Below are 15,217 nucleotides of genomic sequence, written 5' to 3'. Positions count from 1 at the left end.
TCTCACCGTGTGGTGGGCGTCCCCAGGTTTCTGGGGTCCTTTCACTGATACGCCTCCGGATGGCGCCGGCTGCTGTGGCAGTGGGTGTGGGGGCGCTGGGTGGAACGCAAAGAGTTCTGCTGGGACATGTTTGAGGCTTGGCACACTGTTGGGTCCTGAGGAGACACCTGTGGGTGTGTTCTTGGTGGCCGCGTCCGGTCTGGTTCATCTAACGCCCGCCGTTGTGTGGGTGGTGGTGTGACGGGGGTCGGGGTGTGGTTGTGTGTTGAGTGTTGCATAGTGGATGCGAGCATCTTGTTGTGGTCAAGTGTGTAAGGGCACATGGTGGATGCCTGGGCATCAGGAGCCGATGAAGGACGTGGGAGGCCGCGATAGTCCTCGGGGAGTTGTCAACCGAGCTGTGATCCGAGGGTGTCCGAATGGGGAAACCCAGCGCCCGTCATGGGGCGTTACTTACATCTGAATTCATAGGGTGTAAGGGGGAACGTGGGGAAGTGAAACATCTCAGTACCCACAGGAAGAGAAAACAACCGTGATTCCGTGAGTAGTGGCGAGCGAAAGCGGAGGAGGCTAAACCGTGTTCGTGTGATACCCGGCAGGGGTTGCGGATGCGGTGTCGTGGGTTGTGGTCGTCGGGGTTCTGCCGGACCTCGGATTGTGTGGTTGTGTGTTAGTGGAAGACTTCTGGAAAGGGTCGCCGTAGTGGGTGAGAGCCCCGTACGCGAAAACGCGCAGCGCATGATGGACCGCATACCCGAGTAGCAGCGAGCTCGTGGAATTTGCTGTGAATTTGGCGGGACCACCCGTTAAGCCTAAATACTTCCTGGTGACCGATAGCGGACGAGTACCGTGAGGGAAAGGTGAAAAGTACCCCGGGAGGGGAGTGAAATAGTACCTGAAACCGTGTGCCTACAAGCCGTCAGAGCCTTTATCGGTGATGGCGTGCCTTTTGAAGAATGAGCCTGCGAGTTATGCTTCGTGGCGAGGTTAACCCGTGTGGGGTAGCCGTAGCGAAAGCGAGTCTGAAGAGGGCGTTGAGTCGCGGGGTGTAGACCCGAAGCGGAGTGATCTACCCATGGCCAGGGTGAAGCGTCGGTAAGACGTCGTGGAGGCCCGAACCCACCAGGGTTGAAAACCTGGGGGATGAGCTGTGGGTAGGGGTGAAAGGCCAATCAAACTCCGTGATAGCTGGTTCTCCCCGAAATGCATTTAGGTGCAGCGTCGCGTGGTGGGTACCGGAGGTAGAGCACTGGATGGCCTAGGGGGCCGACAAGCTTACTGAAGTCAGCCAAACTCCGAATGCCGGTACTGTTAGCGCGGCAGTGAGACTGCGGGGGATAAGCTTCGTAGTCGAGAGGGAAACAGCCCAGATCACCGGCTAAGGCCCCTAAGCGTGCGCTAAGTGGGAAAGGATGTGGGATCGCCGAGACAACCAGGAGGTTGGCTTAGAAGCAGCCACCCTTGAAAGAGTGCGTAATAGCTCACTGGTCAAGTGGTCCTGCGCCGACAATGTAGCGGGGCTCAAGCGCACCGCCGAAGCCGTGGCAATCCGACATTCATCCGCCGGGGCCTTTTTGGGGCGTTGGTGTAGTGGTTGGGTTGGGTAGGGGAGCGTCGTGCATCCGGTGAAGCCGCCGAGTGATCGAGTGGTGGAGGGTGTGCGAGTGAGAATGCAGGCATGAGTAGCGAATGCAGAGTGAGAATCTCTGCCGCCGGATGACCAAGGGTTCCTGGGCCAGGTTGTTCCGCCCAGGGTGAGCCGGGACCTAAGGCGAGGCCGACAGGCGTAGTCGATGGATAACGGGTTGATATTCCCGTGCTCGTGATAGTGCGTCCATGCCGAGGCTGTTGATGCTAACCATCCGAACCCGCCTCTGAGTCCTTCGGGACGAGGGGGAGTGGGGGAGCGTGGGATCCGATTCGGTAGTAGGCAAGCGATGGGGTGACGCAGGAGGGTAGCCTCGCCACGCGGTGGTTGTCGTGGTGTAAGCCTGTAGCCCGACTCCCAGGTAAATCCGGGGGTCTGCCTTGAATGGCGGGGGTGAGAGGTGATGCGTAGCCGATTGAGGCGAAGTAGGGTGATCCCATGCTGTCGAGAAAAGCCTCTAGTGAGTGCTGTTGCGGCCCGTACCCTAAACCGACACAGGTGGTCAGGTAGAGAATACCGAGGCGATCGAGTGAACTCTGGTTAAGGAACTCGGCAAAATACCTCCGTAACTTCGGGAGAAGGAGGGCCGGTTGCCTTGAAGCCCCGTGCGGGCTAGGGGTGGCCGGTCGCAGAGACCAGGCCCAAGCGACTGTTTACTAAAAACACAGGTCCGTGCGAAGTCGCAAGACGATGTATACGGACTGACGCCTGCCCGGTGCTGGAACGTTAAGAGGACCTGTTAGCCGATTCGTCGGCGAAGCGGAGAATTTAAGCGCCAGTAAACGGCGGTGGTAACTATAACCATCCTAAGGTAGCGAAATTCCTTGTCGGGTAAGTTCCGACCTGCACGAATGGCGTAACGACTTGGGCGCTGTCTCGACCAGAGACTCGGCGAAATTGCACTACGAGTAAAGATGCTCGTTACGCGCGGCAGGACGGAAAGACCCCGGGACCTTTACTACAGCTTGGTATTGGTGCTCGGTTCGGCTTGTGTAGGATAGGTGGGAGACTGTGAAGCGGTCACGCTAGTGGTTGTGGAGTCGTTGTTGAAATACCACTCTGGTCGAATTGGGTGTCTGAACCTCGGGCCATGATCTGGTTCAGGGACAGTGCCTGGTGGGTAGTTTAACTGGGGCGGTTGCCTCCTAAAGGGTAACGGAGGCGCCCAAAGGTTCCCTCAGCCTGGTTGGCAATCAGGTGTTGAGTGTAAGTGCACAAGGGAGCTTGACTGTGAGACTGACGGGTCGAGCAGGGACGAAAGTCGGGACTAGTGATCCGGCACCTCCTGGTGGAAGGGGTGTCGCTCAACGGATAAAAGGTACCCCGGGGATAACAGGCTGATCTTGCCCAAGAGTCCATATCGACGGCATGGTTTGGCACCTCGATGTCGGCTCGTCGCATCCTGGGGCTGGAGTAGGTCCCAAGGGTTGGGCTGTTCGCCCATTAAAGCGGTACGCGAGCTGGGTTTAGAACGTCGTGAGACAGTTCGGTCCCTATCCGCCGCGCGCGTAGGAGACTTGCGGAAGGCTGTCCCTAGTACGAGAGGACCGGGACGGACGAACCTCTGGTGTGCCAGTTGTACCGCCAGGTGCATGGCTGGTTGGCTATGTTCGGAAGGGATAACCGCTGAAGGCATCTAAGCGGGAAGCTCGTTCCAAGATGAGGTCTCCCACCACCTTTGCGTGGGTAAGGCTCCCAGTAGACGACTGGGTTGATAGGCCAGAGATGGAAGCCCTGTGAGGGGTGGAGTTGACTGGTACTAATAGGCCGAGGGCTTGCCACAACATGTTGTTCGCATCCACTGTGTGACCCTGAGCACACGACCAGTCCGGCCCGGTTTCGGGTCGGTGGTTGGTGTTCGACCCGGTCCATTCCCCCGGTAGAACGGGGGGTGGGGTGGGATAGGTGAATAGTGTTGTCGGTGGTCATTGCGGAGGGGGAACGCCCGGTCCCATCCCGAACCCGGAAGCTAAGCCCTCCAGCGCCGATGGTACTGCACTCGCCAGGGTGTGGGAGAGTAGGTCGCCGCCGACATCAAACATCGAAGAGCGTCCCCACCGGGTAGGTGGGGGCGCTCTTTTTCGTATCTTCTCCGACGGCTGGAATCGCGCTCGCGATCACGGCCAGCGACGCGACGAGAACTGGAATTTCTCAGTGACAGATCGGGATGACAAGCGCGACGATCGACGCGAAGACGGTTCGCGCCGGCGCTCCGCCGAGCGCCGGGACCGCGACGACCGCCGTGACGACCGCCGTGACGGCCGCGGTGACGGCCGCCGTGACGACCGGCGGGGCGGTGGCCGGGTAGGGACCGGCTGGGGCGGCTCGGACGACCGGCGTGCTCCGCGCGACGACCGCTCCGACGCCGGGCGTGGCTCGGCCGGCGATCGAGGGCGCGGCGGCTTCCGCGGCCGGGAGACGGGCCGGGACGACCGCGGCGGCTCTCGCGGACGTGAGGACCGCCCGGCCCGCGGCGGCCGCAGCGAGGGCAGCGAGAAGGTCTTCGTCGACCGCTGGGGCAACGACGACCGGCGCGGTGGCCGCCCGCAGCGCGACGACCGGCGCGGCGGCTACGGACGCGACGACCGCCAGGCTGGGCGGAGCGACCGGCCGCGCGGGAACTACGGCGACGACCGCCGTGGCGGGAACTCCGACCGCAGGGACCGGTTCGACCGCGACGACCGCTCGGGCGGCTACCGGCGCGACGACCGTCCCCGGGGCGGGGACCGCGGCGACCGGCCGCGCACCGGCCGCGACGACCGCCGCGGCGGCTACTCCGGCGGCGGCTACGGCTCGAGGGACCGCGACGACCGGCGCGGCTCCTTCAGCCGGGAGGACCGCGGCGGGCGCGGCGTCGGCCGGGACTCCGGCGACTCCCGCGGTCAGCGCGCGGCCCGGGACGACCGGCGTGGCTCGTTCGACCGGGACGACCGGCGCGGTGGCCAGGACCGTGGGTCCCGTGGGGGAGGCCGGTTCGACCGCGAGTCGCGTGACGTCCGCGGGCCCCGCGGCGACCGCGACGAGCGTCGTGAGTTCCGCTCCGGCCCGCGCGAGGACCGCCGTGGCGGCTTCGACCGCGAGGACCGCTCCGGCGGGTTCCGTCGCGACGACCGTCGTGGGGGCTTCGACCGGGACGACCGGCGTGGCTCGTCCGACCGCGGCAACCGGTCCGGTGGCTTTCGGCGCGACGACCGTCCCCGGGGCGGCGACCGCGACGATCGCCGTGGTGGGTTCGACCGGGACGACCGGTCCCGTGGCTTTCGGCGCGACGACCGTCCCCGGAGCGGCGACCGGGACGACCGCCGTGGTGGCTACTCGGGCGGGGCCGGCGACCGCGGTGGCCGGTTCGACCGCGAGGGCGGCACGCGCGGATTCGACCGCGACACCCGTGGGGGCGACCGTCGGGAGCGGGGCGGCCGCCGTGACGAGCACCGTGACGAGCGCCCTGCCGCCTTCCGCCGTGAGGAGCGCGAGTCCCGGCCGGACCGTGGCGACGGCATCGGCGGGCCGAACCGCGGGGACCGGGGCACGGACGTCCGCGACCGCGGCTTCGAGCGGCGGGAGCGTCCGACCGGCGGCGACCGCGGCTCCCGCGGGGACCGGGTCGGGCCGGTGCGGGGCCGTCGCGACGGCGACCCCCGCGACAGCGACCGCCCGGGCCGCGGCCCCCGCGACCGTGGCGACCGGGGCGGCGACCGCGAGCGGCGCGAGCGCCGCGCCGAGGGCGTGCCGACCACCTTCATGGCCGAGCCCGAGCTGCCGGAGGGCCTGCGGCCCAACGAGCTCGACGCGGACGTCCGGCGCGACCTGCGGGGCCTGCAGAAGGAGACCGCGGAGAAGGTCGCCCTGCACCTGGTGGCCGCGGGCATGCTCGTCGACGACGATCCCGAGGAGGCGCTCGAGCACGCGCGGTACGCGCGGAAGCGGGCGTCGCGGATCGCCGTGGTCCGCGAGGCCGCGGGCATCGCGGCCTACCACGCCGGCGAGTGGAACGAGGCGCTCGGCGAGCTGCGGGCCGCCCGGCGCATGGGCGGCGGGCCCGGGCACATCCCGGTGATGGCCGACATCGAGCGCGCGCTCGGCCGGCCCGAGCGGGCCCTGGAGCTGGCGCGTGGTCCGGAGGCCAAGGAGCTCGGCCACGCCGAGCGGGTCGAGCTCGCGATCGTCGCCGCCGGTGCCCGGCGGGACCTCGGGGAGATCGACGCCGCGGTCGTCGGGCTGCAGGGTGCCGACCTGGATCCGCGCAAACGGGATCCGTGGAGCGCGCGCCTCTTCTACGCCTACGCCGACAACCTGCTGGCCGCGGGGCGCGAGTCCGACGCGGTGCAGTGGTTCGTCCACGCCTCCGACGCCGACGCCGCGGGCGAGACCGACGCCCGTCGCCGGCTCGCCGTGCTGACCGGCGAGGAGATCGAGGACACCGACGACGGCTTCTCGATCGGCGAGGTCCACGAGGAGGACGACCCCACCGCCTCCCGTGCCACCGCCGCTCGTCCCGCCGCGGACGACGAGCTCGACGCGGACGAGGACGACGAGATCGAGGACGAGAGCGACCTCGACGAGACCGACGACCTCGACGAGACCGACGACCTCGACGAGACCGACGAGCTCGACGACGCCGACGACGAGACCGACGATGACCTCGACGAGGACGACACCGACACCGATCTCGTCGACGAGGATGACGACCTCGGCGACGAGGACGACGAGATCGCGGACGACGAGGACGACGACGCGACCGAGGCCGACCTCGACGAGTCCGACGAGGTCGAGGACGACCTCGACGAGGAGGCCGACCTCGACGACGCCCTCGACGAGACCGAGGACGACGACCTCGACGAGGCCGACGACGAGGACATCGCCGAGGGTGCGGACCGCGAGGGCGACAACCCCCGCCCCACCCCGGTCATCGCGCAGGAGTCCGCCGAGCCCGACGAGGACGGCGACCCCGAATCTCCCGTCGACACCTGGCCCGCGGAGGGTCCGGAGGGTAAGCCGTCCTCATGAGCGACGACCTCCTCTCCCGGTTCGACGTCCTGCTGGTGGACCTCGACGGCACCCTGTACGCGGGTCCGTCGGCGGTCCCCGGCGCCGTCGAGGCGATCGCGACCGCGCAGGACCGCGGCGTGCGGACCTCGTACGTCACGAACAACGCCTCGCGCCGGCCGTCGGACGTCGCGGCGCACCTCGCCGAGCTGGGCTTCCCGGCGACGACCGAGGACGTGCGCACCAGCTCCCAGGCCGGGGCCGCGATGCTCGCCGCGCAGCTGCCCGAGGGTGCGCGGGTGCTGGTCGTGGGGACGAGCGCACTGGCGGAGGAGGTCACCCGCCGGGGCCTGCGGGTCGTGGACTCGGCCGACGGTGCCGACGCCGTGGTCCAGGGTCACTCGCCCGACACCGGCTGGCGGAACCTGGCCGAGGCGACGCTCGCGATCCGGCAGGGCGCGCTGTGGGTCGCGACGAACGTCGACCCCACGCTCCCGACCGACCGCGGGCCGATGCCGGGCAACGGATCGATGGTGGGCGTCGTGCGGATCGCAAGCGGGGCGGAGCCGCAGGTCGCGGGCAAGCCGGCGCCGACGCTGATCCAGGAGGCGCTGCGGGCCTCGGGTCGCGAGCGCGGCCTGGTGGTCGGCGACCGGCTCGACACCGACATCGAGGGCGGCAACGCGGCGGGGCTGCCGACGCTCGTCGTCCTGACCGGGGTGTCGACCCCGCGGGAGGTGCTGGAGGCGCCCGAACCGCAGCGCCCGACCTACCTCGGCGCGAACCTCGGCGCGCTGTTCCAGCCGGCGGAGGACCTGGCCCCGGGCAGCCGCGACGGCTGGGCCGTGGGCGACGACCTCGCGCTGTCCGGCGAGGGCGACGACCTCGACGCGCTGCGGGCGCTCTGCGCGGTCCACTGGGCGGCCGGCGGGGGAGCGGCGCGGGTGCGGGCCGAGGGCGACGCGGCCCGGGCGGCCGTCGACCGGCTCGGCCTGGCGTGACCGGGGCCGGGCGCGCCCGTCGCCGGCCCGGTGCCCGCCTCGGCTACCGTGGCGATCACGCCGACGTCGTGAGTCGGATCCCGACCGGAGAGCACGACCGATGACCGTCCCCGTCCCGGGCGATCCCCGCCCGATGTCCGCGCGGCCGCTCGAGGCCGTGCGCGCCGACGTCGAGGCTGCTCTCGGCGCCCTCGACGCCCTGGCCGAGCAGCCCGCGGAGGAGCACGTCGCGGTGTTCGAGCGGGTCCACGCCGCGCTCGGCGCCGCGCTCGCGGCCGGCTCGCCCGAGCGGGCCTGAGCGGCGAGGACAGGCGAGGACCGCCGTGCCCACCCGTTCCCGGCTCGACGCCGAGCTCGTCCGGCGCAAGCTCGCGCGCTCGCGCCAACACGCGGCCGAGCTGATCAGCGCGGGCCGCGTCACCGTCAACGGGCTGCCCGCCGGCAAGCCCGCGACCCAGGTCGACCGGGCGACCCCCGTCGTCGTCGAGGAGCGGACGGACGAGCGGGACTGGGCCTCCCGCGGCGCGCACAAGCTGCTCGGGGCGCTCGACGCGTTCCCCGACGTCGTGGTCGAGGGCCGGCGTTGCCTGGACGCCGGAGCGTCGACCGGGGGGTTCACCGACGTGCTGCTGCAACGCGGCGCGCGCGAGGTCGTGGCCGTCGACGTCGGGTACGGCCAGCTGATCTGGCGGCTGCAGTCGGACCCGCGGGTGCACGTGCACGACCGCACCAACGTCCGGGCGCTCGAGCCGGACGGGATCGGCGGGGTCGTCGACCTCACCGTCGCGGACCTGTCGTTCATCTCGCTGCGCACGGTCCTCCCCGCGCTCGTCGCGTGCACGGGGCCGGGTGGCACCCTGGTACCGATGGTCAAACCGCAGTTCGAAGTGGGCAGGGAGCGGCTGGGTGCGGGCGGGGTCGTCCGCGACCCCGAGCTGCGCCTCGCCGCGCTGACCGAGGTCGCCGACGCCGCGCGGGCCCTGGGCCTCGCGGTGCGCGGCGCCGTCGCGAGCCCGTTGCCCGGCCCGTCGGGCAACGTCGAGTACTTCCTGCGCCTCGCCCGGGGCGAGGGGGAGGACGTGGGCGACGCGCCGCTCGCGCGCGCCGTCGAGGAGGGCCCCCGATGAGGGAGGTGCTGGTCGTCCTGCACGCCGGGCGCGCGACGAACCGGCGGGTCGCCGCCCGCGTCGCGCACCGCCTGGCGAAGGACGGCATCCGGCTGCGGGTGCTGGCGGACGAGTGGTCCGAGGTCGACAACGGCACCGACATGCCTCCGGAGCTGCGCCCGGTCGTCGTCGACGGGACGCCGGCCTGCGCGGCCGAGACCGAGGCGGTCCTGGTCCTGGGCGGCGACGGCACGCTGCTGCGCGCGGCGGATCTCGCCCGGCCCGCGAAGGTGCCGCTGCTCGGGGTCAACCTCGGCCGCATCGGCTTCCTCGCCGAGGCCGAGCAGGAGTCCCTGGGCGAGGCGCTCGACGCGATCGTGGCCGGGCGCTACGAGGTCGAGGAGCGCATGACGATCGACGCGGTGGTGCGCCACCACGGGCAGATCCTCGACCAGACGTGGGCGCTCAACGAGGGCGTGGTCGAGAAGAGCACGCGCGAGCGGATCCTCGAGGTCGTGCTGGAGATCGACGGCCGCCCGGTCTCCAGCTTCGGCTGCGACGGCGTGATCTGCTCGACCCCGACCGGCTCCACCGCGTACGCCTTCTCCGCGGGCGGGCCGCTGATCTGGCCGCAGGTCGAGGCGATGCTGGTGGTGCCCAGCAACGCGCACGCGCTGTTCGCGCGGCCACTGGTCGTGTCGCCGTCGAGCCACGTCGCCGTGGAGATCGACGCCACCGGGCCGCCCGCCGTCCTGGACTGCGACGGGCGCCGGGTCATCGACCTGCCGCCGGGCGCGCGCGTCGAGCTGTGCCGGGGCATCGAACCCGTGCGGATGATCCGGCTGCAGGCGCAGCCCTTCGCCGACCGGCTGGTGCGCAAGTTCGATCTTCCCGTCCGCGGCTGGCGGGGCGCACCGGACACGCCCGACGAGCACTGAGCCGTCCGCGACCCTCCGGACACGCCCGGGCACGCCCCGCCGCGGTCTGCGCGCGGATCTGTCGGGGGTGGCCCGTATCGTGCGGCCCATGCTGGCCGAGATGCGCATCCAGGGCCTCGGCGTGATCGACGACGCCACGCTCGAGCTGGACCCGGGCCTCACCGTGCTGACCGGTGAGACCGGTGCGGGCAAGACCATGGTGGTGACCGGGCTGTCGCTGCTGGGCGGCGGCCGGGCCGAGGCGTCGCGGGTCGCCGAGTCCGCGTCGCGGGCCGTCGTCGAGGGCCGTTTCGAGCGCAGCGGGGCCGCCGCACTGGAGCTGGCCGAGGAGGTCGGCGCGGAGGCGGACGAGGACGGCACGCTGATCGCGGTGCGCACCGTGTCGGCGGACGGGCGGTCCCGCGCCCACCTCGGTGGGCGGTCGGTGCCGGTGGGCGTGCTGGGCCGGCTCGCCGAGGCCACCCTCGCCGTCCACGGGCAGAACGACCAGCTCCGCCTGCTGCGCCCCGCGGACCAGCGCGCGCTGCTGGACCGGTACTCGGGCGATGCGGTGGCCAAGCCGCTCGCCGCGTACCGCGAGATCCGGGCGGAGTGGCAGGCCGTGTCCGCCGAACTGGTCGAGCGCCGGGACAACGCGCGCCGGCTGGCCCAGGAGGCGGACATGCTCCGGCACGGGCTGACCGAGATCGAGGCGGTCGGGCCGGAGCCGGGGGAGGACCGCGAGCTCGTCGAGGAGGCGAAGCGGCTCGCCGCGGCGGACGACCTGCGGGAGGCCGCCGGGCTGGCCCGGGCGATGCTCTCCGGCTCGGACGACGGGGAGACCCCCGGCGCCGTCGGGCTCGTCGGCGAGGCGCGCAACCGGCTGCACTCCGGCGGGGACCCGGAGCTGACGGCGCTGGACCCGCGGCTGGGGGAGGCCCTCGCCGTGCTGACGGACGTCGCGGGCGAGCTGTCGTCGTACCTCGACCGGCTCGACGCGGACCCCGAGCGGCTCGCCCAGGTGCTGTCCCGGCAGGCCGAGCTCAAGGCGCTGACCCGCAAGTACGCCGCGGACATCGACGGTGTGCTGGAGTGGGGCGCGCAGGCGCAGGAGCGCCTCGCCGGGCTCGACACCTCCGACGAGGCGCTCGCCGCGCTGGCCGCCCGGCGGGACGCGCTCGCCACCGACCTGGCCGGACACGCGGCGATCCTGAGCGCCGCGCGGGCCGAGGCCGCCGGCCGTCTGGCCGCGGACACCACCGCCGAGCTGGGCGGGCTCGCGATGAAGGACACGGAGCTGCACGTCTCCGTCGCGCCGCGGGCGGCCACGGGACCCGATGCCGCCGACGCACTGCTGGTCGAGGGGCGTTGGGTGGTCGCCGGGTCGGACGGGGTGGACGAGGTGGAGCTGCGGCTCGTCCCGCACCCCGGCTCGGCGCCGCAGCCGCTGCACAAGGGCGCCTCGGGCGGCGAGCTGTCCCGGGTGATGCTGGCCCTCGAGGTCGCGCTCGCGGGCGCCGACCCGGTGCCCACCATGGTGTTCGACGAGGTCGACGCGGGCGTGGGCGGCCGCGCCGCGGTCGAGATCGGCCGCCGACTGGCCCGGCTCGCGGCGCGGCACCAGGTCATCGTGGTCACGCACCTGCCGCAGGTCGCCGCCTACGCCGACCGGCACCTCGTGGTGCAGAAGAAGCGCGGCGAGGGCGTCACCCGCAGCAGCGTGCGCACGCTGCCCGAGGCCGACCGGATCGTCGAGCTGGCGCGGATGCTCGCGGGGCTCGACGACACCGACACCGGCCGCGCCCACGCCGAGGAGCTGCTGGCCGCGGCCCGCACGCACCGCGAGGAGGACCGGGCCGAGCCCCGCAGGCGCCGCCGGAAGGGCTGAGCACCGACCGAGGGGGCGTCAGCGCTTCCCGACCCATCCCGTCACGGCGTCGAGGACCGCGGGGGCGATCGTCGTCTCGATCGCGGCGTACTCGGCGGGCGATCCGGTGGGAGCGGGCTGCATGAGGTGGTTGAGCCCGTCGAAGGTCCGGACCGTCGCGTCGGGCGAGCCGGCCAGCGCCTCGCGCATCGGGCCCTCGCTCTGCGCCGGCGGGACCTGCAGGTCCTTCGACCCGAAGAACGCGAACACCGGGATCCGCAGCGCGGCGAGGGCCGGCCGCGGGTCGTAGGTGAGGAACGGGACGAGGCTCGGAACCTGCGCGGCCGCCGCGTCGGCCTGCTCCGCAGGCAGCCCCTGCGCTGCGGCCTGCTCCCGGGCCGTCCGTTCCGCCCCCGCCACGTCACCGGCCTGCACCTGCGTGATCATCTGCCGGACCCGGCCGACCTGCGCCTCGACCTGGTCGGCCGGGGCCCCGGCCGCGGTCAGGATCAGGCGGTTCTGCTCCACCAGCACGTCGCCGCCCGGCACCGAGGGACCGGCCATGAGCACGGCGAACGCGATGTCGCCGGGTGCGGAGCGCTGCACCGCCAGCGGGGCGAGGTAGCCGCCCTCGCTGTGCCCGAACAGGCCGATCCGCGCGGGGTCGACGTCCGGCCGGGTGCGTAGGTGGGCGACTCCGGCGCGGGCGTCGTCGGCGAGGTCGGCGTAGGGGGTGCCCGCGAGCGTGCCGCCGGACCCCCCGACGCCGCGGTCGTCCGTGCGCAGCACCACGACCCCGGCGCGGGTCAGCGCGTCGGCGAGCACGAGGAAGGGCTTGTGCCCGGCGAGCGTCTCGTCGCGGTCCTGCGCCCCGCTGCCGGTGATCATCACGACGGCGGGGAACGGGCCGGGACCCTCGGGTGTGGTGACCGTGCCGGCAAGGGTGACGTCGCGGCTGGGGAAGGCCACGTCCTCGCTGCGGTAGGGGTACGGCGGGACCGGGTTCTGGGGCCGGGCCGGCGGCGGCAGGGTGCCCCTGGTCAGCGAGAACGGGAAGGTCCGGCCGGACTGCGTGAAGTCGCCGCGGAGCGCGTCGCCGTCGACGGTGCCGCGGAAGGCGGGGTCGCCGGGGATGCCCGGGACGGCGAAGGACACCGCGTCGCCGTCGACCCGGACCGCGGACAGCGCCGTGCCCGTGAGGCCCTGCGAGGGGATGTCGATGGTGCCCGAGGCCCCGTCCGGCCCATCTGTCACGGCCAGGTGCACGCCGATCGCCAGTGGGGAGCCCGGGACCTCGACCGCGCCCTGCCAGTCCCCGGCGGCGGAGGCGCCGGCCGGGCCCGCGCAGCCCGTCGTCACCACTCCCAGCACGGTGAACACGGACAGGAACAGGACGAACGACCCCCGACGGACCATGAACACGATCATGCCCGAGCGTGGCGCCGGGTGGGTCGAGTCTCCGCCGCCTTCCCGTCGCCGCGATCGTCGGGCCGGGTGACGGGGCGGTCACGGTGCGGCGCGCCTTCACCGATCCGAGTCGGGGCGGTGCCAGGGTGCGCGGCATGAAGCTGACCGGCCTGCTGCACCGCTCGCGACCCGAGCTGCCCGGGCTCGCCGGGACCGCGCGCGTCGACAAGCGCACGGACGCGTTGCTCAAGCGGCTCAAGCCGGGCGAGATCGCGGTGCTCGACCAGATCGACATGGACCGCGCGACGGCCGACGCGCTGATCGCGGCGGACGTCGCCGCCGTCGTCAACGCCTCGCCGTCGATCTCGGGGCGGTTCCCGAACCTGGGGCCGGAGGCCCTGCTGGCGGCCGGGGTCCCGTTGATCGACGCGACCGGCCCCGAGGTGCTGCACGACGTGCGCGACGGCGCGCGGATCCGGGTGCACGAGGGCGTGGTCTACGCGGGCGAGCTGGAGCTGGCCCGCGGTACCGAGCAGACGGCCGAGTCGGTCGCCGACGCCCTGGTCGAGGCCAAGGCCGGACTCACCCACCAGCTCGAGGCGTTCGCCGCCAACACCACCGAGTTCATGCGGCAGGAGCGGTCGCTGCTGCTCGACGGGTACGGCGTGCCGGAGGTCGACGTCGCGCTGCGGGGCCGGCAGGTCCTCGTGGTCGCGGCGGGCTTCGACCACGCCAAGGACCTCGCGCGGCTCGGGCACTACATCCGCGAGTACCAGCCCGTGCTGCTCGGCGTCGGGGCGGGCGCCGACGCGCTGCGGGCCGCCGGGCACAAACCGGACCTCATCGTCGGGGACCCGTCCGACATCTCGGACGAGACGCTGACCAGCGGCGCCGACGTCGTCGTCCCGGCTTTCGCCGATGGGCACGCCCCCGGCCTGCACCGGGTCCAGGACCTCGGCGCGAGTGCGGTGACCTTCCCGTCGTCGGCGAACCCCGAGGACCTCGCGCTGCTGCTCGCGCACCACCACGGGGCGGCGATGATCGTGACTGTCGGGCTGTCCGCGACCATGGTCGAGTTCCTCGACCGGGGCCGCTCCGGCTCCAACGCCTCGACCTTTCTCACCCGCCTGCAGGTCGGCGGCCGGCTGGTCGACGGGCGGGTGATCGCCCAGCTCTACCGCAGCCGGATCTCCACCGGTGCGCTGCTGCTGCTCATCGGGGCGGCGCTCGTCGCGGTCCTGGCCGCGCTGCTCATGTCGCAGGCCGGGGACGCCGTCCTGACCTGGATCACCACGACGGCGGCCGCCGTGTTCGAGACGATCAAGGGGTGGTTCGGCCGGTGATCTCGCTGCGCTACCACGCGGTGTCCATCGCGGCGGTGTTCCTCGCGCTCGCGATCGGCGTGGTGCTCGGCGCGAGCGGTCTGTCCGACCGGCTGCTCGCCGCGGTCTCGACCGACCGGGACGCCCTCTCCACCCAGGTCGACACGCTCACCGCCCAGCGCGACGCCCTGCTCGACGAACAGGCCGCGGCGGACCAGTTCGCGAGCCGGGTCGGCCCGGCCGCGGTGCGCGGACTGCTGGCGGGCAAGAGCGTGGCGCTGGTACAGGCGGGCGGCGAGCAGGCCGACGCCGAGTCCGTGATCCGGCTCGTCGGGCAGGCGGGCGGCACGGTGACCGGCTCGATCACGCTCACCGACGCCGTCGGCGACCCGGCCCGGTCGGACCAGCTCAACGCGCTCGCCGCCGAGCTCCTGCCGGCCGGCGCCCAGCTGCCGGCCGCCTCCGACACGGGCAGCCTCGCGGGCGGCCTGCTCGGCAGCGTGATGAGCACGAAGAGCGCGCCGAACGCCGACCAGGCGGGCGCGGTGTGGACCGGGCTCACCGACGCCGGGTTCGTGCAGCCCGGCACGGCGCCCGGCCCCGCGGACCTCATCGTCGTCCTGACCGGCGGCGCCGCGCAGGGGACGGACGCCGGCGACTCGGCGGCCGTGCTCGCCCGGCTCGCGGCGCAGCTGGACCGCTCCGGCGCCGGCGCGGTGCTGGCCGGCCGGGAGGGGTCGGCGTCGGCGACGGGGCCCATCGGCGTAGCCCGGGCGTCGGGCGGGTCGACGGCGGGCCTCTCGACCGTCGACGACGTCCAGACCGGCTCCGGGCGCGTCGCCACCGTGCTGGCGCTCAAGGAGCAGCTCGACGGCGGGGCGGGCAGCTACGGCTCCGACCGCACCGCCTCCGGGGGCGCGGCCCCCGGCGCCTGACAACGGGCTCCACGAGCGGCGCTCTCGT

Annotated in this window: 9 protein-coding genes and 2 rRNA genes; 10 read left to right on the top strand and 1 reads right to left on the bottom strand. The window is 72.2% G+C overall.

From position 1 onward, the window contains the following. Positions 1-301: 301 nt before the first annotated feature. From ACQP04_RS20210 to recN, 8 genes are all read left to right on the top strand, one after another. Positions 302-3,431, top strand: a 23S ribosomal RNA gene (locus tag ACQP04_RS20210). A 134-nt stretch (positions 3,432-3,565) separates the two neighbouring features. Then, positions 3,566-3,682: ribosomal RNA gene (gene rrf / locus ACQP04_RS20205) — 5S ribosomal RNA — on the top strand. A gap of 120 nt (positions 3,683-3,802) precedes the next feature. Next, positions 3,803-6,655 carry a hypothetical protein gene (locus tag ACQP04_RS20200; RefSeq protein ID WP_433502119.1) on the top strand — a complete coding sequence of 951 codons (2,853 nt, stop codon included), beginning with the start codon at positions 3,803-3,805 and terminating at the stop codon, positions 6,653-6,655. Further along, on the top strand, positions 6,652-7,635 hold the full coding sequence (locus ACQP04_RS20195; protein WP_433502118.1) for an HAD-IIA family hydrolase: 984 nt from the start codon (positions 6,652-6,654) through the stop codon (positions 7,633-7,635). Before ACQP04_RS20200 ends, ACQP04_RS20195 begins: the two co-directional genes overlap by 4 nt. A gap of 100 nt (positions 7,636-7,735) precedes the next feature. Next, positions 7,736-7,933 (top strand): hypothetical protein, encoded by a 198-nt coding sequence (locus tag ACQP04_RS20190; RefSeq protein ID WP_037038496.1) that lies wholly within the window; start codon positions 7,736-7,738, stop codon positions 7,931-7,933. Positions 7,934-7,958: 25 nt separating this feature from the next. Then, positions 7,959-8,762, top strand: a complete 804-nt coding sequence (locus ACQP04_RS20185) for a TlyA family RNA methyltransferase (RefSeq protein ID WP_433502117.1) — start codon at positions 7,959-7,961, stop codon at positions 8,760-8,762. After that, positions 8,759-9,679 (top strand): NAD kinase, encoded by a 921-nt coding sequence (locus ACQP04_RS20180; RefSeq protein WP_433502116.1) that lies wholly within the window; start codon positions 8,759-8,761, stop codon positions 9,677-9,679. The genes ACQP04_RS20185 and ACQP04_RS20180 overlap by 4 nt, the downstream gene beginning before the upstream one ends. An 88-nt stretch (positions 9,680-9,767) precedes the next feature. Beyond that, entirely contained in the window at positions 9,768-11,546 is a 1,779-nt protein-coding gene (recN, locus tag ACQP04_RS20175; RefSeq protein ID WP_433502115.1) for a DNA repair protein RecN, read from the top strand. A gap of 18 nt (positions 11,547-11,564) precedes the next feature. On the opposite strand, the gene ACQP04_RS20170 is transcribed toward recN, so the two are convergent. Further along, entirely contained in the window at positions 11,565-12,941 is a 1,377-nt protein-coding gene (locus tag ACQP04_RS20170; RefSeq protein WP_433502114.1) for an alpha/beta hydrolase family protein, read from the bottom strand. A gap of 146 nt (positions 12,942-13,087) precedes the next feature. Here ACQP04_RS20170 and steA point away from each other — a divergent pair, with 146 nt between their 5' ends. Then, positions 13,088-14,275, top strand: coding sequence for a putative cytokinetic ring protein SteA (gene steA / locus ACQP04_RS20165; RefSeq protein WP_433502113.1), 1,188 nt, complete (start codon positions 13,088-13,090; stop codon positions 14,273-14,275). Continuing rightward, positions 14,272-15,189, top strand: a complete 918-nt coding sequence (locus tag ACQP04_RS20160) for a copper transporter (protein ID WP_433508404.1) — start codon at positions 14,272-14,274, stop codon at positions 15,187-15,189. Before steA ends, ACQP04_RS20160 begins: the two co-directional genes overlap by 4 nt. Positions 15,190-15,217 lie beyond the last annotated feature (28 nt).

The organism is Pseudonocardia halophobica (assembly GCF_050948485.1).
Classification (GTDB): Bacteria; Actinomycetota; Actinomycetes; order Mycobacteriales; family Pseudonocardiaceae; genus Pseudonocardia; species Pseudonocardia halophobica.
Note: the sequence above shows the minus strand (reverse complement) of the source record. Positions and strands in the feature narration are given on the sequence as shown.